This is a genomic window from Pseudonocardia parietis, assembly GCF_017876315.1.
Lineage (GTDB): Bacteria > Actinomycetota > Actinomycetes > Mycobacteriales > Pseudonocardiaceae > Pseudonocardia > Pseudonocardia parietis.
On sequence record NZ_JAGINU010000001.1, the window covers coordinates 6,627,781 to 6,646,974 of the forward strand.

19 protein-coding genes are annotated in these 19,194 nt (G+C 74.1%); 4 read left to right on the forward strand and 15 right to left on the reverse strand.

The genetic code is table 11. The features are described 5' to 3' along the window. Window positions 1–27: 27 nt before the first annotated feature. The 5 genes from JOF36_RS31240 to JOF36_RS31260 all read right to left on the reverse strand — a co-directional run bounded on the left by JOF36_RS31240 (window position 28) and on the right by JOF36_RS31260 (window position 4,498). Complete coding sequence (locus JOF36_RS31240; RefSeq protein WP_281071938.1) at window positions 28–792, reverse strand: maleate cis-trans isomerase family protein; 765 nt, start codon at window positions 790–792, stop codon at window positions 28–30. Next, window positions 789–1,835 carry a 2,5-dihydroxypyridine 5,6-dioxygenase NicX family protein gene (locus JOF36_RS31245; protein WP_210036370.1) on the reverse strand — a complete coding sequence of 349 codons (1,047 nt, stop codon included), beginning with the start codon at window positions 1,833–1,835 and terminating at the stop codon, window positions 789–791. Before JOF36_RS31245 ends, JOF36_RS31240 begins: the two co-directional genes overlap by 4 nt. A 99-nt stretch (window positions 1,836–1,934) precedes the next feature. Further along, a complete protein-coding gene (gene aroQ, locus JOF36_RS31250) occupies window positions 1,935–2,576 on the reverse strand; it encodes a gamma subclass chorismate mutase AroQ (RefSeq protein WP_210034033.1) in 642 nt (213 codons plus the stop codon). A gap of 454 nt (window positions 2,577–3,030) precedes the next feature. Beyond that, the gene (locus tag JOF36_RS31255; protein WP_210036447.1) at window positions 3,031–3,294 is read right to left on the reverse strand and encodes a hypothetical protein; all 264 of its coding nucleotides are present in this window, start codon (window positions 3,292–3,294) and stop codon (window positions 3,031–3,033) included. A 25-nt stretch (window positions 3,295–3,319) separates the two neighbouring features. Then, the gene (locus JOF36_RS31260) at window positions 3,320–4,498 is read right to left on the reverse strand and encodes an ROK family transcriptional regulator (protein WP_210034037.1); all 1,179 of its coding nucleotides are present in this window, start codon (window positions 4,496–4,498) and stop codon (window positions 3,320–3,322) included. A 63-nt stretch (window positions 4,499–4,561) separates the two neighbouring features. Between JOF36_RS31260 and JOF36_RS31265 the strand changes: the two genes are divergently transcribed. Together JOF36_RS31265 and JOF36_RS31270 are read left to right on the forward strand one after the other, a co-directional pair. Further along, on the forward strand, window positions 4,562–5,785 hold the full coding sequence (locus JOF36_RS31265) for an MFS transporter (protein WP_245351048.1): 1,224 nt from the start codon (window positions 4,562–4,564) through the stop codon (window positions 5,783–5,785). Window positions 5,786–5,870: 85 nt separating this feature from the next. Further along, a complete protein-coding gene (locus JOF36_RS31270) occupies window positions 5,871–7,403 on the forward strand; it encodes an AMP-binding protein (protein ID WP_210034039.1) in 1,533 nt (510 codons plus the stop codon). A 30-nt stretch (window positions 7,404–7,433) separates the two neighbouring features. Here the strand turns inward: JOF36_RS31270 and JOF36_RS31275 are convergent, their stop codons facing one another. From JOF36_RS31275 to JOF36_RS31300, 6 genes are all read right to left on the reverse strand, one after another. Then, window positions 7,434–7,829, reverse strand: a complete 396-nt coding sequence (locus JOF36_RS31275) for a hypothetical protein (protein ID WP_210034047.1) — start codon at window positions 7,827–7,829, stop codon at window positions 7,434–7,436. Further along, window positions 7,822–9,393 carry a multicopper oxidase family protein gene (locus JOF36_RS31280; protein ID WP_210034049.1) on the reverse strand — a complete coding sequence of 524 codons (1,572 nt, stop codon included), beginning with the start codon at window positions 9,391–9,393 and terminating at the stop codon, window positions 7,822–7,824. The genes JOF36_RS31275 and JOF36_RS31280 overlap by 8 nt, the downstream gene beginning before the upstream one ends. Window positions 9,394–9,498: 105 nt before the next feature. Further along, complete coding sequence (locus JOF36_RS31285) at window positions 9,499–10,176, reverse strand: response regulator (RefSeq protein ID WP_210034051.1); 678 nt, start codon at window positions 10,174–10,176, stop codon at window positions 9,499–9,501. Then, window positions 10,160–11,374, reverse strand: coding sequence for a sensor histidine kinase (locus JOF36_RS31290; protein ID WP_210034053.1), 1,215 nt, complete (start codon window positions 11,372–11,374; stop codon window positions 10,160–10,162). Before JOF36_RS31290 ends, JOF36_RS31285 begins: the two co-directional genes overlap by 17 nt. 35 nt (window positions 11,375–11,409) lie before the next feature. Next, window positions 11,410–12,207: a TrmH family RNA methyltransferase gene (locus JOF36_RS31295; RefSeq protein ID WP_210034059.1), complete on the reverse strand. Its 798-nt coding sequence runs from the start codon at window positions 12,205–12,207 to the stop codon at window positions 11,410–11,412. Between the two features lie 49 nt (window positions 12,208–12,256). After that, on the reverse strand, window positions 12,257–13,432 hold the full coding sequence (locus JOF36_RS31300) for an MFS transporter (RefSeq protein ID WP_210034066.1): 1,176 nt from the start codon (window positions 13,430–13,432) through the stop codon (window positions 12,257–12,259). A gap of 79 nt (window positions 13,433–13,511) precedes the next feature. Here JOF36_RS31300 and JOF36_RS31305 point away from each other — a divergent pair, with 79 nt between their 5' ends. Further along, entirely contained in the window at window positions 13,512–14,327 is an 816-nt protein-coding gene (locus JOF36_RS31305) for a crotonase/enoyl-CoA hydratase family protein (protein WP_210034068.1), read from the forward strand. A gap of 37 nt (window positions 14,328–14,364) precedes the next feature. Here JOF36_RS31305 and JOF36_RS31310 read toward each other — a convergent pair whose 3' ends face one another. Continuing rightward, window positions 14,365–15,204 (reverse strand): hypothetical protein, encoded by an 840-nt coding sequence (locus JOF36_RS31310; protein WP_210034070.1) that lies wholly within the window; start codon window positions 15,202–15,204, stop codon window positions 14,365–14,367. 288 nt (window positions 15,205–15,492) lie between these two features. Here JOF36_RS31310 and JOF36_RS31315 point away from each other — a divergent pair, with 288 nt between their 5' ends. Next, a complete protein-coding gene (locus tag JOF36_RS31315; protein WP_210034072.1) occupies window positions 15,493–15,909 on the forward strand; it encodes an ATP-binding protein in 417 nt (138 codons plus the stop codon). A 28-nt stretch (window positions 15,910–15,937) separates the two neighbouring features. On the opposite strand, the gene JOF36_RS31320 is transcribed toward JOF36_RS31315, so the two are convergent. From JOF36_RS31320 to JOF36_RS31330, 3 genes are all read right to left on the reverse strand, one after another. After that, window positions 15,938–17,221, reverse strand: a complete 1,284-nt coding sequence (locus tag JOF36_RS31320) for an HNH endonuclease signature motif containing protein (RefSeq protein ID WP_210034073.1) — start codon at window positions 17,219–17,221, stop codon at window positions 15,938–15,940. Between the two features lie 127 nt (window positions 17,222–17,348). Beyond that, window positions 17,349–17,609: a hypothetical protein gene (locus JOF36_RS31325; RefSeq protein WP_210034075.1), complete on the reverse strand. Its 261-nt coding sequence runs from the start codon at window positions 17,607–17,609 to the stop codon at window positions 17,349–17,351. An 84-nt stretch (window positions 17,610–17,693) separates the two neighbouring features. After that, on the reverse strand, window positions 17,694–19,145 hold the full coding sequence (locus JOF36_RS31330; protein ID WP_210034076.1) for an aromatic amino acid ammonia-lyase: 1,452 nt from the start codon (window positions 19,143–19,145) through the stop codon (window positions 17,694–17,696). Between the last annotated feature and the right edge of the window lie 49 nt (window positions 19,146–19,194).

Below are 19,194 nucleotides of genomic sequence, written 5' to 3' on the forward strand. Positions count from 1 at the left end.
GCGGGCCACGGGGCACTCGCCTCGCGGTCAGCCCGCGAGCAGCGCCCCCGCCCCGGGCACCCGCGGCTCCAGCCCGAGCTCGGTGAGGATCCGGTGGGTCGTCGCGGTGGCCGCGGACAGCACCGGGATGCCGATCTCGTCCTGCACCGGCTCGATCGCCAGCAACGACGGCATCTGCACACACGCGGACAGCACCAGCGCGTCGGCGCCGGTCAGGTCCAGTTTGCGGTGGTGTTCGCGCAGGTCGGCCGGGTCCAGGCGGGCCACGGCGAGGTTGTCGGGCACCTGCAGCGACAGCGAGTCCACCACCTGTACCCCGGCATCCTCGAGATAGTCCACGACGGCCTTGGTCAGCGGCTCCATGTACGGGGTGATGATCGCGACCCGCTTCGCACCCAACGCGGAGATCCCCGACAGCAACGCCCCCGCACTGGAGACCACCGGGGCCTGGGAGCCCTCGGCGCGCAGCGCGGCGGTGATGTCGTCCTCGGCGGTGCAGTGATACCCCGGCCCCTGCGCCATGATCGCGACCAGACACGCGGTCGCGACCACGTCGGGGCGGGCGTCGGCCAGCTCGGCCGCGGCCCGCTTGGCCTGCTCGTTCATCGCCCGCAACTGCTCCGGGGTCACGTGCTGCATCCGGGCCCGCGCGGCATGGAACACGAACCGATCCTCGGGATGGGCCTGTTCGCGCGCGGCCAGCATCCGCGGCAGCTCGGTCTCCATCGTCAGGTTCGACGACGGGACGATCATCCCGATGTGATGGTCACGCCGCTGCTGATCAGGGCTCATCGCTTGGTCACCGGCTTCATCTCGGGCACGGTCAGCTCACCGGCGTCGACGATCAGCTCGTCATCGAGGTAGAGCGAGTTGCCGCGCATGGGGATGTCGAAGTGGCACGCGGTGTCGTTCGGCCCACCCAGCTCGTTGTTCGGGCCGATCGAGAACATCACGTTGCCGTAGAAGGAACGCAGCTCCATACCCATCCCGCCACCGAACTGGGTCAGCCCGTGCCAGTGCGCCCGCTCGTCCAACCCCCACCCGACATGGGACATGCCGTAGCCGCGCGGGTCGTCGAAGGACCGGATGTAGGAGGCGAGCAGATCCGCATCCAAGCCGCTGCTACCGGCGCCGCCGCGGATGTCGCGGATGAACCCGGCCTCGATGGTGATCTCCACCGGGGTCTGCACGTAGGTGTTGAACGGCAACAACACGTCCCCGGGGGCGAGGACGATCTTCCCGTCGACGCCGTCGTCGGAACCACCGGTGAACACGAACGCCGCCGGCCAGTGATCCCACCGGCCCGGGGTGTCGGTGTAGCCGTACTCGCTCATGGTCGGGTACATGCCCAGCTGGTAGGTCACATCGGTGCCGTGCGGGCTGGTGATCCGCATCGTCGACGCCTTCGCCAGCAGCTCCGCACCCGTCTCGACCCGCTCACGCAGCTCGGTCGTGGGCATCAGCCGGGCCAGCAGCTCCGGCGGCTCCACCGCGGTCAGCACCCGCGTCCCGGCCGCCTGGATCGCGAACTGCTCCGGGGAGAACAACAGGAACGTGCAGTCCACCACCATGTCGACCGCCTTGAGCGCATCCACGGCCAGCGGAATCCGGCCCAGCCCGGAATCACCGACCGCCCACGCCCCACCCGCACTCGCCGGCGACGGCAACCGCATGTGATAGCCCGACGCGCCCAGGCGCCCGATCGCCCACAGGAACGCATCGGCGTACTCGGCCCGCTCCCCACCACGGGTCAGCACCACCACCGTCTCGCCCTCATGGACCCCGGACAGGGTCAGCTGCTGCAGACAGATGTCGTTGAACAGGTTCTGGTCCATCGCGACCACCTCCATGTCTCGGATTATTAATCCGAGCACGTACTATCCGGGTACGCAAGACCTGCAGGCCCCCGAAACACGACCGTCACCCGCGCGGAGTCACTCCGGGGTGCGGTCGCAGACCGACATGAGCGCGCGGCCGAGCGCCGCCCGGTGGAGGTCGTCGAGGCTCTCCGCCCGCGCGACGACCGCCTGGGCCAGCGTGGACGGGCAGTCCTCGTGCACCCGGGCGGGAGCGGCGACCTTCATCGCCGCGACGAGCTCGTCACCGATCCGGCCCAGCTCCGGCCGCACCTGCGCGAGGTCCGGACGCTCCGCGAGCCGGCTCTCCGGGCGGTCGTTCCACCGCCGGAGCAGGTCGTTCTGCACCTGGCTGCTCGCCGCGATCTGGTCGGCGACGACGCGGGCGACCCATTCGGGGTCGACGCCGGCGCGGGTGGCGTCGGCGCGGGCGTCGGCGACGACGGCGGCCTCCCGCTCCGGGTCGGTCACAGCCTGTCCGGTGCCGAGCTTCGCCGCCGCGACCCGGCTCGAGACCACCGCCCGCTGGGCGGACAGCTCGGCGATCCGGGTCACGCCGTCGGCAGGCGACGCGCCGGGCGGACCCTCGCTCAGCGGGGCGGCGGGCGGATCACCGCCGCACCCCGCGAGCAGGGCGAGCGCGGCCAGCGCCGGGAGCGCCCCGGAGCGGAGCGCGTGGCGACGCATCCGCCGCGGCGGCAGGACTCGGCTCCCGATCACGCCCGCGAGCCTACGACGCACCGCTGCCCGGCCCGCACCGCGCTGCGCCGCGCCGCATTGCGCTGCACCGCACCGCACCGCACCGCTGCACCGCACCCGACTCGACTCACCCCGGCCCGGCCCGGCCCGAGACTGTCCGAACACGGACGGCTCCCGCCGAGATGCACCTCAGCGCGATATGTCGATCTCCGGACGACCGTGTGCCGCATCTCGGTGGGGCGGTGCCCGCGGAACCGGATGACGTGCGCGGAATACCGGGAATCCGCACGCCCGGCCGCATTCTTGGCCCGTAGCCGGACCACATTCCCGAATACCCACTACCGGCGGCGGCGAAACATCACTCACCCACGCACACGACGAGGGGCGTGTCCCCCTCAGGGACACGCCCCCGTGTCATGCCGTGCCGGCCGGTGCGCGCCGGTGGATCACCGTGGCGCGCGCACGACCGGCCTGGTCAGAACCATGCTTTGCGCCCGCCCACCGGACGGCCGACCGCGCCGAGAATCATGAGGACGACGCCGATGATGACGAGCAGGCCGCCCAGGTAGTAGAGCAGCGAGATGCTCGTGAACCACCCCACCAGCAGCAGGATCACACCAAGGATGATCATTTCTTTTACTCCCTCCCAGGAATGTGGGAGAAAAGTACCGCCGAACGCGTTGCCGCGCAGTGCGAGGATCGATTCCGATGACCGGATCGTGACATTCCCGCGGGTCACGCGGGCGAATCCCGCGACGGACCGCTCAGCCCGGCCGCGCGGCCAGACCCCGCGCCGAGGTGGCCCGGTCCAGCGCGATCGCGGCCGCCCCGCGCAGGACGCCGTCGGCGCCGTGCGCCGCGTCGCGGACCGGTGGCGGCTCCGCCCGCCGGAACGCCATCAGCCCGGCCTCGTAGGCGACGGCGAAGGCGTCCGGCGCGGCGGCCCGCAGCGCGGGTGCGAGCCCGGCGAGGACGACGACCTCCGGGTCGTGCGCGTTGACCAGCCCGGCCGTCCCCCGGGCCAGTGAGGCCGCCGCGGACGTCACCGCGGACGTCGCCCCGGGCTCCCCGTCCGCCGCCCGGTCGAGCACGTGGCGGCTGTAGCCGTACGGGTCGTCGGGCTCCGGCTCGCCGAGCATCCGGGCCAGCGCCCGGCCGTCGGTCCCGTTGTTCCAGCAGCCCCGGGCGCCGCACGCGCAGCCCAGGGACGGATCACCGAACGGGAGGTGCCCGAACTCCCCGGCCGCGCCCCGTGCCCCGGTCTGCGGGCGCCCGCGCAGGAGCAGCGCACCGCCGACCCCGACCTCGACGGTGAGGAACAGCGCCGTGCCGGCCCCGGCCGCGGCGCCGTCGCGCACCTCGGCGACCCCGGCGAGGTTCGCGTCGTTGCCGACCAGCACCGGCAGGCCGTGCCCGGAGCCGATCCGGCGGACGTCGAGCGGGCTCCACCCCTGGCCGGCGCCCTGGGCGAGGTGCTCGTCGATGACGGTGGCCGCCACTCCGATCCCGGCCGCGACGACCGGGCCGGGGTAGGCGCCGACGAGGTCGCCGACCACCGTGTCGAGCTCGGTGGCGACCGCGTCCGGGTCGCGGCGGGCGTGCCGCCCCGACCGCACCGCCACCGGTACGCCGTCCAGCCCGGCCAGGCCGGCTCGCCAGCCCTCGAACCGTACGTCGACGGCGACGACGGCCGGGCCGTCCGGAGCGGGTACCAGCCGGGTCGTGGGCCGCCCGCGCCCTCCGCAGGGGGCGCGCTCCTCGGCCACCCAGCCGAGCTCGCGGAGCCGGCCCGCGATCTCGGTGGCCGAGCCGCTGGCCAGCCGCAACCGCCGGGCCAGCTCGACGCGGGTCAGGCCGGGGTCGCGGCGGACCTCGGCGAGCGCCTCGGCGGTGGCCCGCCAGCGGTCGGTCTCGGCCCGCCCCGGGCGTGAATCGGCTGACACCGAGCCCATTTCGTTTGACACCTCCGGGCGCACGCTCTTTATCCTCGTGGGGCGATGAAAATTATGGCTGCGCGTTCTCCTCACTCTCCCACCGCTGCCCCGGGCACCGGGAAGGCCGGTCCCGCCCTGTTCGCCGTGGCGCTGGGCGGGCTCGCGATCGGCACCACCGAGTTCGCCTCGATGGGCCTGCTGCCCGCGTTCGCCGCGGATCTCGGCGTCTCGGTGCCGCAGGCGGGCATCGCGATCAGCGCCTACGCGCTCGGCGTCGTCGTCGGGGCGCCGGTGCTCGCCGTGCTGGGCGCCCGGTGGCCGCGCAAGCACCTCGTCCTGGCGCTGGCCGGTGCGCTGGCGCTGTTCAACGTCGCCTCGGCGTTCGCTCCGACCTTCGGCACGTTCGTCGGCACCCGGTTCCTCGCCGGGCTGCCGCACGGCGCCTACTTCGGGGCGGCCTCGGTACTGGCGGCCTCGCTCGTGCCCCGGGAGAAGCGGCCCCGCGCGATCGCGACCGTGATGAGCGGCCTGATGATCGCGAACATCGTCGGGGTCCCCGGCGCGACCTGGCTGGGCCAGGCGGCCGGCTGGCCCGCGGCGTACCTGGCGACCGGCGTGATCGCCGTCCTGACCGTGGTGGCGGTGTGGGTGCTCGTGCCGGACGTGCGCGACGAGCGCTCCGGCTCGATCCGCGGTGAGCTCTCGGCCCTGCGCCGGGGCCAGGTGTGGATCACGATGGCGGTCATCGCGACCGGGTTCGGCGGCTCGTTCGCCGTTTACAGCTACATCACCCCGGTGCTCACCGAGGTGTCCGGCCTCGCCGCCTCCGCCGTACCGCTGGCGCTGGCCGTGTACGGCGTCGGGATGACGCTGGGCAACCAGGTCGGCGGCCGATTGGCCGAGATCGCCCCGGTGCGGACGATCGCGGTCGGGCTCGGCGCGGCGGCGGTGTCGATGGCGGTGTTCGCGGTGACGGCGTCGTCGGTGGTCGCGGCCCTGATCGCCCTGTTCGCACTGGCCTTCACCACGACGTCCACCACGCCCGCCCTGGCCACCCGACTGATGGACGCCGGCCGCGAGGGTCCGACACTCGGCGCCGCACTGCACCACGCGGCGTTCAACGTCGCGAACGCCCTCGGCGCCGCGCTGGGCGGGCTGGTGCTCGCCGCGGGCTGGGGCTGGATGTCGCCGGCCGCGGTCGCCACCGTGCTGCCCCTGCTCGGCCTGGTCGCGCTGTACGCCGCGGTCCGGCTGGAGCGGACCGAGCGGCGCCGGGACCTCGCCCTCGCCGCGTAGGTGTCGATCACGTCACCCTCGGGATTCCCGGCTCCTCGTCGATCGTTGCGATAGACAACGGTGACGAGGACGAAGGAGGCGCCCCATGGTGGCGGCGACCACGGGTGTACACGGTGGATCGAGCTCCGCCGGGCACGCCCGCTCCGACGTCGAGGAGATCCTCGACGCGCTCGGGACGCATCGGGACCGTGAGGTGCTGGTGCACGCCGACCGGCGGTGGACCGCGGGCGAGGTCGCGGACACTGTGCACCGGCTCGCGCACACCCTGGACGGCCGGGTCCGCCCCGGCACGATCGTCGCGCTGCTGGCCGGGAACACCCCGGAGGTACTGATGGCGCGCTGGGCGGTGAACCTGCTCGGGGCCGGGGCCACCCAGCCGCACGACGGGCTGTCGGCCGCGGCACAGGCGCGCATCGTCGACGACGTCGACGCCGATCTCGTGCTCACGCAGTCACCGCACGCGGTGGACGTGCTGGAGCGTGCCCGGCCGGTCGAGGCCCGGGCCCTGGTCCCCGATCTGCTCGCGGCGGCCGCGGACGCCCCGGCCACGCCGATCCACGGCCGCACCCACGCCGGTGACGTCGCGACCATCCGGCACACCGGGGGCACGACCGGGCACCCGAAGGGCATCACCTACACGTTCGGCCACCACGCCCGCGCGGCCACGATCCACCGGACGCTCTCCCGGCTCGCCGCGGAGTCGGCCCGGCTGCTGGTCGCCACCCCGATCGCACACGCGGGCGGTGGGCTCGCCGACCGGATCCTCGCCGGCGGCGGCACCGTCGTCCTGCAGGACCGGTTCGACGCCGGGGACTTCCTCGCCGCCGTCGAGCGCGAGCGGATCACCCACACCTGGCTGCTGCCACCGCTGATGTACCGGCTGCTCGACCACCCCGCACTCGACCGGACCGACCTGTCGTCGCTGCGCACGGTGATCTACGGCGGGGCGCCCGCGAACGCCCGGCGGATGGCGGAGGCGCACCGGCGGATCGGGCCGGTGTTCACCCAGTTCTACGGTCAGACCGAGGCCGGCGGGATCAGCGTCCTCACCCCGGCCGAGCACGACCGGCCGGATCTGCTGGCCACGGTCGGGCGGGTCGTGCCCAGCACCGAGATCGCGATCATCGATGCCGGCGGGTCCCCGGCCGGCACCGGGGAGTGCGGCGAGCTGTGGGTGCGCACCGGCACCGAGATGGACGGCTACTGGAAGCAGCCCGAGCTGACCGCGGGGACCATCGTGGACGGCTGGGTGCGCACCGGCGACGTCGCGCGGCTGGACGCGAGCGGCTACCTGCACCTGGTGGACCGGGTGAAGGACATGGTCGTCGTGGTCGGCGGGCACGTGTACACCGCGGAGCTGGAGGACACGCTGATGGAGCACCCCGGAGTGCGCCAGGCCGCGGTGTTCGGCGCTCCGGACGGCGACGGGACCGAGGCCGTGCACGCCACCGTCGTCCCCGGCAGCCCGGCGCCGTCGGCCGACGACCTGGCCGGGCTGGTCGCGCAGCGGGCCGGGGACATGTACGTACCGCGGGCGATCCGCTTCGTCGAGGAGCTCCCGCTGACCGGGATCGGCAAGACCGACAAGAAGCGGTTGCGGGCCGAGCTCACCGGCTGAGCACGGCAGCCCGGTACCGCCGCGCCGAGCTCACCGGCTGAGCGCGGCGGGCCGCTCCCGACGGACCGGTTGCAGCGCGCGGACCGCGACCGCGACCTGGGCCACGACGATCAGCACACCGAGCGGGACGTGCAGGGCGAGCAGCCCGGAGTAGCCGATCGCGACCTGGGCGGTGTCGGCGACGACCAGCGCCACGCTCACCGCGATCGGCCAGACCGGCATCCCGCCCGGCCAGGTCGCGACGACGGCGAGCACGGTCTGCACCATCGCGACCACGATCAGCGCACCGCCGATCCCGCCATGCGTCTCGAGGGCCAGGTCGACGGCGTCGAGCAGCGCCCCGGCGGCCCCGAGCTGGGTCAGCACCAGCAGCCCGTGGAACACCGCCCACACCCGGAACGGCACCGCGGCCAGTGACCTACCCATGCCCGCCACCGGCCAGGACGCGGGGCACCTCGGTGCTCCCGGGCGGTACGACGACGAACTGACCCATCATCCCCTGGTCCTCGTGGTAGAGCAGGTGACAGTGGTACATGTACGGCGTGCCCGGATCGGTGTGGCGGCCGAACCGCAGCAGCACCCGGGTCGTCGTGCGTGGTGGCACGTAGACGGTGTCCTTCCAGGTCCGCAGCTCCGGCCCGACCGCCCGGCCGTCGGCCTCGAGCACCTGACCGCGGGCGTCGTGCACGTGCAGGTTGTGCGGCCGGGAATGGAGGTTCACGAGCTCCCAGATCTCGGTGGCGCCTGCCGGGACGACCTCGTCGACACGGGCCATGTCCATCTTCTCCCCGTTGATGGTGTTGTTGCGCAGCTCGAAACGGCGCACGGTCGTCGCCGCCGCGGGATCGGGCCCCGGCTCGTGCGGCAGCGAACCGGGCAGCGCGGGCGCCGGTTCGAGCTCGGCGGCGGGACGGATCTGCAGCACGTCGAGGGTGTCGAGCGCGCCGATCGTGCGCTCGTTGCCGGAGACCGCGCCGAGGTCCTGCGGCAACGAGCGCAGGACCACCGGGCGTCCGGGGTCGAGGTCGAGCAGCACCTCGGCGCGCTCGCCGGGGGTGAGCAGGACGTCCGGGACCGGGCGCGGCGCGGGCAGCAGCCCGGAGTCGGTGCCGACGAGCACGAGCGGGCGCTCGTCGGAGCGCGCGAACCGGTAGCAGCGGGCCGAGGAGGCGTTGAGCAGCCGCAACCGGATGCGGGACGTCGTCGCGGCCAGGTACGGCGCGACGGTGCCGTTGACCAGCAACGTGTCGCCGACCAGGCCGTGCGCGTTGCGACGGGTCTCGTCGAAGGAGCCGTCCGCGGTGAACACCCGGTCGGTGACGACGACGGGGATGTCGTCGACGCCGTAGCGGTGCGGCAACGGATCGGGGCCGTCGGCGGCGGCGTTGCCGGTGGGGTCGTCGGTGGCGTTGCCGGTGGGATCGTCCGTGGCGGCGTTGCCGGTGGCGTCGTCGATCAGGAACAGCCCGGCGAGGCCGCGGTGCACGTGCCGCTCGGTGTGCCCGTGCGGGTGCGGGTGGTACCAGAGCGTCGCGGCCGGCTGCTCGATCGTCCACTCCGGACTCCAGGTGGCGCCCGGCTCGATCGGCTGGTGCGGGCCGCCGTCCATCGCGGCGGGCAGGGTCATGCCGTGCCAGTGCGTGGTCGTGGTCTCCGGCAGCCGGTTGGTGACGTGCACGCGGACCCGCTCGCCGCGGGCGGCGCGCAGCGTGGGACCGCCGAACGGGAGCCCGTAGCCCCAGGTCGGGGTGCTCGCGCCGGCCAGGAACCCGCTCGTGCCGGGGGCGGCCGCCAGCTCGAAGACCCGCACACCGCCGACGCGGGTCGACGGTGCCAGGGGCGGGATCGCGAGCGGCCGGGGCACCGGCGGCGGGCGCGGTGCCGACACCGGCACGCTCGCGCAGGACTGCAGCAGCATCCCGCCCGCGGCGACGCCGGCCCCGGCCAGCACCGAGGCGAGGAAGCCCCGGCGGGTGAACGCTCTGCTCATGACATCGAGCTTCGCCGGGAGACGGGTGCCCGCACATCGGCGCGGGAACGTCACCTGGACCTACGCGTCTCGACGTAGTCCCCCCGGGATCCGCCTCGGGGGGGGTCAGCGCGCGGTGCCCACCAGGCCGGTCTCGTGGGCGATGACGACCAGCTGGACCCGGTCCCGGGCGTCGAGCTTGGTCAGCAGCCTGCCCACGTGCGTGCGCGCGGTGGCCGGGCTGATCACCAGTTCGGCGGCGATCTCGCCGTTGGTGTGCCCGCGCCCGACGAGGCCGAGCACCTCGCGTTCCCGCCCGGTCAGCACGGCGAGCCGGTCGACGACGCGGGGTGCGGCGGGGCCGTGCCGGGCGAACTCGGTGATCAGCCGCCGGGTCACCGACGGAGCGAGCAACGCCTCCCCCGCGTGCACCAGGTCGATCGCACGCAGCAGTGACACCGGCTCGGTGTCCTTCAGCAGGAACCCGCTCGCCCCGCAGCGCAGGGCGCGGTAGACGTACTCGTCGAGATCGAACGTGGTCAGGACGATCACCCGGGTGTCCGCCAGCTCCGGGTCCGCGGTGATGTCGGCGAGGGCGTCGAGCCCGTCGGTGCCGGGCATCCGGATGTCCATCAGCACGACGTCGGGCCGGGTCTGCCGGGTCCGGCGCACCGCCTCGGCGCCGTCGGAGGCCTCGGCGGCGACCGCGTAGCCGTCCTCGGTCTCCAGCAGCACCCGCAGCCCCGCCCGGATCAGCGGCTGGTCGTCGGCGAGCAGCACCCGCACCTCATCCACCGTGCCCATTCCCCTCACCCGTGTCGCCCGCCGGACGCGCGCGGATGCTCGCCCGATCCCGTGCGCGCCGCCCGATCCGGTACATGGTCCCGGAGCCGCCGGACGGTGCCGCAGTCGCCGGCAGCGACGCGTCGACGGTCCAGCCGTCGGCACCGGGGCCTGCGGTCAGGTTCCCGCCCAGTGCCTCGGCGCGTTCGGTGAGGCCGCGCAGGCCCTGCCCGGGTGGGCGGCCACGACCGGCGGCCGGGGTGGCCGCGACGCCGCCGCCGTCGTCGCTGATCCGCAGCCGCAGCAGGCCGCCGGCCCGGTCGAGCGACACCCGTACCTCGGAGGCCTCCGGCGCGTGCCGGACCGTGTTCGTCACCGCCTCCCGGACGATCCCGAACGCCGCCCGGTCCACCTGGGCGGGCAGCGGTCCGGGCGTCCCGGAGACCCGCACCGCGATCCCGGCCGCCCGCCCGGCGCTCTCGATCTCGTCCAGCCGGTCCAGCCCGCCGGGCATCGGATCGGAGTCGTCCGGGGACCGCAGCAGGTCGAGGGTGCCGCGCAGCTCCCGCAGCGCGTCGGTGCCTGCGTCGCGGATCCGTTCCAGTGCGGCGACGGCCTCCTCCGGCCTGCGGGCCGCGACGTGCGCGCCGACACCGGCCTGCACCACGATCATCGAGAGGCTGTGCGAGACGACGTCGTGGACGTCCCGGGCGATCCGCAGCCGTTCCTGCTCGACGTGGCGGGCCAGCCGCTCCTCGGTGCGCTCCGCGGACGCCTGCGCCGCGCGCCGGACCGCACCGACCGCCACCCCGAGCGCCGTGGTGACGACGATCCACAGGTAGCGGTCCACGTGCACACCCACCGGCGGGCTGAGCACCAGCTGCTCGGTGCCGGTCCAGGCCGCGACCACGACCAGCCCGGCCAGCACCGCACGCGGCCAGGTCGTCCGGCTCGCGACGGTGTAGACGGCGACGGCGACGAGCAGCGAGGCCGGCCCGTCGGGGTGGTCGTGCCAGTAGTAGAGGGCCGTCGGCACCATCACCGCGGCCAGCACCGGCACCGGGAACGACGACCGCCAGCACAGCGCGAGCGCGGCGACGCCGATCAGCACCACGCCCCAGGGCAGCAGCGGGCGGCCCGAGGCGTCGGCGAGCAGGGCACCGGCCACCGCGACGACGGCCACCGCGAGGGCCAGGAGCACGTCGCGCACGCTCGGCATGAGCGCAGGTTACGCAGCGCGCGGGGATCGCCGCGTCAGCTCACCGACGTACGCTGCCGGACCGCCTCGAACAGCACGACCGCGGCCGCGATCGAGGCGTTCAACGAGTTGACGGTGCCGTGCATCGGGATGACGACGGTGGCGTCGGCGCCTTCCAGCCATGCCGTGGTGACCCCGGTGGCCTCGGTGCCGACGATCAGCGCGGACGGCCCGGTGAGGTCGGCGTGACCCAGCTCGGTCGCCCCCGCCGGCGTCGTCACGAAGGTGCGGATCTCGTTGCGGCGCAACCAGTCCATCACCTGCGAGGTGGAGGCCGACGCGACCGGGACGGCGAACACCGTGCCCTTCGAGGCCCGGACGACGTTCGGGTTGGCGAAGTCGGTCCCGGCCCGCTCCGCGGAGGCGACGACCACCGCGTCCACCCCGCAGGCCTCGGCGGTGCGCAGCATCGCGCCGACGTTGCCGGGCTTCTCGACGCCCTCGGCGACCAGCACGAGCGCGTCCGGGCGCAGTACCAGCTCGTCGAGCGGACGGCCGGGGGCGGGCGCGACGGCGAGCCAGCCGTCCGGGGACTCGCGGTAGGCGATGCGGGCGAAGACCTCGCGGCTCACCGAGAACGTCCGGGCGCCGGCCGTCCGCTCCAGCAGCGCGGCGTCGCGGACCAGGTCGGGCGCCCAGTAGACCTCGGTGGGACACACCCCTGCGTCGAGGGCCAGCGCCAGCTCGTCGTGCCCCTCGATCAGGGTGACGCCCGCGGCGTCGCGGTGGCGGCGGGTGCGCAGCCGGACCAGGTGCTTGACGCGCGGATTGGCGGTGCTGGTCAGGTCGGGCACGCCAGCGAGCCTAGGCCGAGCCGCCCGGGCGGCACCGGGACGGTCGGGGTCAGCCGTCGTCGGCGCGGGTCCGGAGCACCAGCCACACCGCCGTCGCCGCCGTGACCGCGGCCAGGATCAGCAGCGGCCACGCCAGCGCGTCGACCGTCACGAACGCCGTCGCCAGGTACGGCGCCGCGAACCCGAGGTAGGCGGCGGTGTAGAAGAGCCCGTTCGCCGCCCCGCGCCCGGCCGCCGGGGCGAGCCGCCCGACCAGGGTCAGGCCCGCGTTGAGGCACAGCCCGCCGCCGGCGCCGAGCAGCACCCCGGCCACGCCGACCGCGACGATCGACGACGAGTACGCCGCCACCGTCCCCGCCGCGAAGCCGAGTGCGCCGAGCCCGGCACCGATCGGCCCGGTGCGGGGGCCGAGCCGGTGCGCGAACGGCTGCACCAGCGTGCCGGTGCCCAGGGTCAGCGCGGCGAGCAGTCCGGTGAACGCGACCAGCCCCGACGCGTCGGGCAGCAGAAGCGGCAGCACCGTCACCGAGACCGACGGGAACGCGTACACGCACACCGCGGTCGGGACGACGACCCGGACGAACGTGCGACGCCCCGGCACGTCGAGCCCGGGCCGGGGCAGCAGCCCGCGCGGCACCACCCCGGCGGGCCGGGACCCGGTCCCGACGACCAGCACGACCGCGACGGCCGCCGGCACCATCAGTGCGACGTGCACCAGGTAGGGCAGCGTGAGCGGCCACGGGCCGTAGGTGGCGAGGAGCCCGGAGGTGAGCGGGCCGAGGCAGAACCCGGCGGTCTGCGCGATCGACGCCGCCCGCGCGGCCCGTGGCGCGCCCGCGGTCCCGGCCAGGTCCTGCAGCCACGCGCTGGCGACCGAGAACACGGCGCCGGATGCGAGCCCCTGCACGAAGCGGGCCGCGAACAGCAGCCACAGCGCGGAGCCGCCACCGAGGAACAGCAGCGACGCCCCGACGACGCCGAGTGCGGCCGGCAGCAGCACCCGCACCCGTCCGAACCGGTCCGACGCCGGGCCACCGAGCAGCAGCGACGGTGCCAGCCCGAGCGCGTAGACGCCGAACACCGCGGCCAGGGTGCTCGCCGCGAGATCGAGCTCGACCCGGTAGACCAGCAGCAGTGGCGTCGGCACGTTGGTGCCGAACGCCGTCACGAACAGCAGCCCGCAGGCCACCCACCACGTCCGGGCGTCCCGGCTTGCGTCCTGCACCACCGCATCGTGTCAGCCGGAGGTTACTCCCGGGTAGCCTCTCCGGTGCCGGACGGAACGGATGCGAGGAGTGCAGCGGATGGGCGAGCCGACGAACATCGCGGTCGAGGTGGCGGACGGGGTCGCCCGGCTGCGGCTGGACCGGCCGAAAGCGGCGAACGCGCTGCACGAGCCGATGTGGTTCGGGCTCCGCGACGCGATCCACGAGCTCGACGCCGATCCGTCGGTCCGGGTCGTGGTGATCAGCGGCAACGGGAAGCACTTCTGCTCCGGCATCGACGTCGCGATGCTCGGCGGGCTGAAGGAGACCGCGTCGGACCCGTCGCCGGGGCACGGCGCGGAGAAGCTGCGCCGGGTGATCCTCGACCTGCAGGACTGCCTGACCGCGATCGAGCGCTGCCGCGTCCCGGTGATCGCCGCGGTGCACGGGGTCTGCCTCGGCGCGGGCCTCGATCTCGCCGCGGCCTGCGACCTGCGGTACGCGACGGCCGACGCGTCGTTCGTGCTCAAGGAGGTCGACATGGGCCTCGCCGCCGACGTCGGCGTGCTGCAGCGGCTGCCGCGGATCGTCGGCGAGGGCGTGACCCGGGAGATGGCCTACACCTGCCGGCCGGTCTCCGGGACCGAGGCGAAGCAGCTGCGCCTGGTCAACGGCGTGTACGACGACGCCGACGCGCTCGCCGACGGCGTGGCCGCACTGGCGGCGGAGCTGGCCGCGAAGCCGCCGCTGGCGTTGCGCGGCTCCAAGTACGCGATCACCTACGCCCGCGACCACTCGGTCGCCGACGGCCTGGACCAGATCGCCACCTGGAACAGCGGGGCGCTGATCTCGGCCGACCTGCAGGAGGCGGTCACCGCGTACATGGAGAAGCGGCCGGGCGTCTACCGGGACTGACCCGGCACACGACCCGGCCGGCCTGTGCCTCCTGGGATCAGCGGTCGGAGTTCGTGTGGTGCACCTCGACCGGGGAGTCGCTGCCGACCTTGTGCTCGACGGCGGCGGCGATCCGGGCCGCCTCGAGCTCGGCCTCGCGGCGGCGGGCCTTCTTCTCCGACGGCGCCGTCTCCGGGGTGCCGACGCCGGAACCGGGCCGGCCGGCGACGACCTGCTCCTTCGCGGCCTTCTTCGCCTTCTTCTCGGCCTTCGCGGCCTCGTCGCGGGTGGCGACCTTCTCCAGCCGGGCGGCCTTGGCCTCCTTGGCGGCCCGCTTCTCCGCCTTGGCGGCCTTCTTCTGGGCCGCGCGCTGCTCCTCGGCCTGCGCCTTGGCCTTCTTCTCCGCCTTCGCCGCGTCCCGGACGGCCTGCTCGGCCGCCTTCTCCTCGGCGCGGAGGGCCTTCTTCTGGTCCTTCTTCGAGTCCTTGTCGGCCTTCTTCGCAGCCTTCTTCTCGGCCTTCTTGGCGGACTTCTCCGCGGCCTTCTTGTCGGACTTCTTGTCGGACTTCTTGTCGGACTTCTTCGACGAGGACTTCCCGCCGTCGTCGTCCGCGCCCTTCTTCTTGCTCTTGTCCTTCTTGCTCTTGTCCTTCTTCTTGCTCGTCGCCCCGTCGCTGTTCTTGTTCTTGCCCTTGTTCTTGCCGGGCTTCCCGCCGTCCTCGCGCTCACCGGCCGTGGTGCCCGTGGTCTCGGCGGCGACCTGAGCGGCCCGCCGGACGCGGTCGGCGGCCTGCTCGGCGCGCTCGGCAGCGCGTTCCATCCGGGCGGCCGTGGCCGTCAGCGTCTGCGTGGCGGCCGCGCGCTCGTCCGTCGTGCCGGTTGTCTCCTGCGAAGCCATACGGGGTCCTCTCGTCCTCCGCCCGGACGCGGGATGCGGCGACGCGACGGCGGCGCCGGGAGCCTCCGGACGCCGGTCGGGTCGGCGGCGCGGGCGCCGTCCGGAGCGGACCAAATCGGTAACTCACGACCGTACTCCCGGTGAACGGGAGGTGGTGTGCGGGAATGCGGCAGGGTTCCCCGCAGCCGCCGGACGAAACACGGAAGGTGACCGCTACCCGGCTCCCGGGACGACGCGCCCGGGACGGCCGGATGAGTCGTCCGCCTGCGCAGCGGGTACCTGCCCACCATGTCCTCGATCCTGCACGTGGAGCTCGCCGCAGAACCCGCCGCGGCCGGGCGGTCCCGCAGGGTGACCGGACGCTGGCTCACCTCGCTGTGCGGTGCCGAGCAACCCTGCGCCACCGCACAGGACCTGGTCCTCGCGGTGAACGAGGCGGTGTCCAACTCCGCCGAGCACGCCTACCGCGGCGACCCGTCCGGCGTCGTCGTGCTGCACGGGACCGCCGACGGGCCGCGGGTCGAGCTGGAGGTCTCCGACCACGGACGATGGCGGGACCCGCCTGCCGACAACGGGTTCCGCGGACGCGGCCTGGACATGATCGAAGCGGTCGCCGAGGACGTCCGGGTGGAACGGGGACCGCGGGGAACGACCGTGACCTTCTGCGGGACGCTGGGACAGTGCTCGGGGACGTGCGAGCCGTAGCGGCATCACACGCCCTCCGGGCTCGCGGTCATGCCACGTCCGCGAGGCGTGGTTGTGCTCGTGGTCGTTGCATCGGGTCGATCCAGCGGGGCGGGACGAATTCGGGGAGTCCGTCGCGGATCCGCACCAGCCATGCCGAGTGGTGCAGCAGCCGGTGGTGCACCCGGCACAACATCACGCAGTTCTGCAGTGAGGTTTCGCCGTCGGTCTCCCACGGGATGATGTGGTGGACCTCGCACCAGGACGGGGGCCGGTTGCAGCCCGGATGCGCACAGCCGCGGTCGCGGGCGGTGACCGCCCGGCGTAGCCCGTCGGGGATGGTGCGCTTGATCCGGCCGACATCGAGGGGCTGACCCCGGCCGTTCATCACGATCGGCACGACACCGGCGTCACAGGCCAGCATCCGCAGGGTCTCGGGGGTGACCTGGCCACCGAAGTCCAGCACCGCGGCGCGGGCGCGGCGCTGCAGATCGTCCAGGGTGACCAGGACACTGATGACCGGGCGCCGGCCACCGGTCTCGGGCAGGTCACCGTGGTCGAGGGCCTGGGCGCAGAGCTCGGACAAAGCTTCGGCCTGACGTTCCTCGGGGCGGCGTTCGTCGAGGTTGTCGCGGGGCGCGGACAGCGCGTCGACGGCGGTAGCGATCGCGTCGAACTGGGCGGCGTCGTCGTAGCGGCCCTGGATCCGCCCGCCCGATCCGTTGCGGTTGGCCACCACCTTCAGGGTGTTGATCTGTGGTGGTGGGGTGTCGTCGGGTGCCGGCCCGTCCTCGTCGAGGGCCTCGATCAGCCGGGTCGCCCAGGTGTGCAGCTCGCCGGGGTTGTAGACGCAGGCGTGTTCGGCGATCTCGGTCTCGGCCAGGGCGAGGCGGTCGGGGTCGATGCGGCGGGCGGCGTGGCTGCTGAGCACGGTGGCGATGACGTCGACGTGGCGCAGCCCGATCCGGCCGTCGGCGAAACGTTCGGCCGTGGCCGGCAGCACAGGCGGTTGCGGGGTGCCGTCGAGGACGGTGCGGGGATGGACCTGTTCGGCGGCCCGGGTGCGGCGCCGCGCGTCGGCACGGTCGAAGTTGAGCAGGTCGGCCAGGGCGAGGGCGGGGTTGCGGTAGCCGCGCTCGGTGAACGAGCCCTCGCGGTCGAGCGCGCCGACGGTGGCGACCGTGACCTGGTCGAGCCGCCGCACTCCGCCCTCGCACAGGGTGAGGACCGACAGGCGCTCGTCAGGGGTGGCTTCGGGCCCGGCGGCGGCCCGCAGCGCGGCGACCGCCTCGGTGAGGAGGCGATGCGCGGTGGCGAGCCGCTCGCTGGGCATGAACCCATTCTACTCGAACATACGTTCGATCAACTGTCCGTCGTCGCAGGTCAGCGACCATCCGGCGCTCGCTCGCGGAACGCGGATGCTTCCCGGTGCTGTGCCGCCGATGGGTGGTGGAGAGATCTCAGGCCGGACGCACCGGGCGATCGTCGCCGGGCCGGGCGGGCACGGCGTTCTGGTGGGACGCCCGGTGCGCACGGGGGCGCGGGACGCGGAGCGCTGACCGGCGCCCCGTCCTGCACTGGTCCCGGACCGAACCGGTGACGTCGGTGCCACGGACGCACACGGCGTGCCGCTCGGGAGTGTACCGGCCGTCGTGCCGGGCCGCCTCGCTCTCCGGGTGCGGCCAGGACGCGTCCGCGTGCTGGGTGCTGCTCTCACTCATGACACCAGCGTGACCGGGCGATGTTCCGTGCGAGCGAGGCGCAGGAGTCGTCCCGGTGACATCCGGGTGCCCGATCGGGTCCGGTCACACCGCCGCCAGCCCGTCGACGAGCTCGCTCGCCAGCCGGATCTCGGCCCCGAGCGGATGATCGGTCCGCACGTCGGGCAGTGCCTCGACGAGATCGGCGTACACGGCCGCGAGCAGTTCGCCACGCGGGGCGGTGTCGGCGAGCCGCAGCGCCCGGACCGCGGCGACGAGCTCGCAGGCCAGCACCGTGCGGTAGCCGGCGGCGGCCGCGGCGGTGCTGCGCGCCGAGTGCGGGGTGAAGCTGGCGTGGTCCTCCACGCCGCGGGAGATCACCGACGTCCCGAGGGTGACCGGCCCGGCCGAGTGCCGGAGCCTGCCCAGGGCGTCGTGCGCCACGTACTCCAGGATCATGATCCCCGAGCTGCCCGCCGGACCGCTCGCGAGGAACGGGGTGAGCCCGGTGAAGTCCGGCTCGACCAGGTCGCCGAGCCGTGCGGCGGACAGCTCGGCGACGTGGTGCACGGCGGCCCGCAGGTTGTCCAGGGACAGCGCCGGGTAGGCCGTGGAGAACTGGCCGTGGTGGAACACCGCGCCGGTGCGGGCGTCGACCAGCGGGTTCTCGGCGGCGGCGTTCACCTCGATCTCGAGCACCCGGTGCAGGTGCTCGACGCCGTCCAGCGCAGGCCCGTGCACCTGCGGGAACGCGCGCAGGCCGAACGGGTCCTGGATGCGCCGGCCCGGGCTGAGATCGCCCTCGTGCCACAGCAACCGCCGCATCCGCGCCGCGGCCCGCATTGCGCCGGCGTGCGGGCGCCGGGCATGGACCTGTTCGGCGAACGCCTCCGCCGATCCACCCAGCGCGCAGTACGACAGCGCCGCCACGGTGTGCGCCGCCCCGAGCAGCCGGCCCAGCTCGTCCGCGACCAGGGCCGCACGGGCCAGCGTGACCGCGCTCGACGAGAGGAACGCCAGCGCGTCACCGGGAGCGAGATCGACCGGGTCGAGGTGTCCGCGCGCCCACGGGAGGTGCCCGGCCAGGGTCAGGCCGATCTCGGCCAGCGCGGACAGGTCGCCGGTGCCGATCGACCCGGCGTCGTGCACCGTCGGCAGGGCGCCGGCGCGCAGGGCGTCGTGCAGGCCCCGGACCATCCGTGGGTGGATGCCGCTGCCCGCGGCGGCCAGCTGGTTGAGCCGGACCAGCATCGCGGCGCGCACCACGGCGTCGTCGAGCACCTCCCCGACCCCGGCGGCGTGGCTGAGCAGCAGGCGCAGGTCGTGGGTCTCGGCGTCCCCGGTCCCGACGACGGCATCCCGGTTCGCCCCCACGCCGGTCGTCCGGCCGTAGACGGGCCGCGCGGCGCTGACCGCCCGCGCCGTCTCGTGCACCCGATGGACCTGCGCCATCGCCTCCGGGGCGATCACGACCAGCACGTCCCCACCTGCGAACCGGACGATGTCGGCGCAGCTCAGGCTCTGCCCGTCGACCACGAGGACGTCCGGATCAGTCATGACGCCGTCCGGGTGTCGCCCGACCGTCCGTCCGGGCCATACGTCGCGC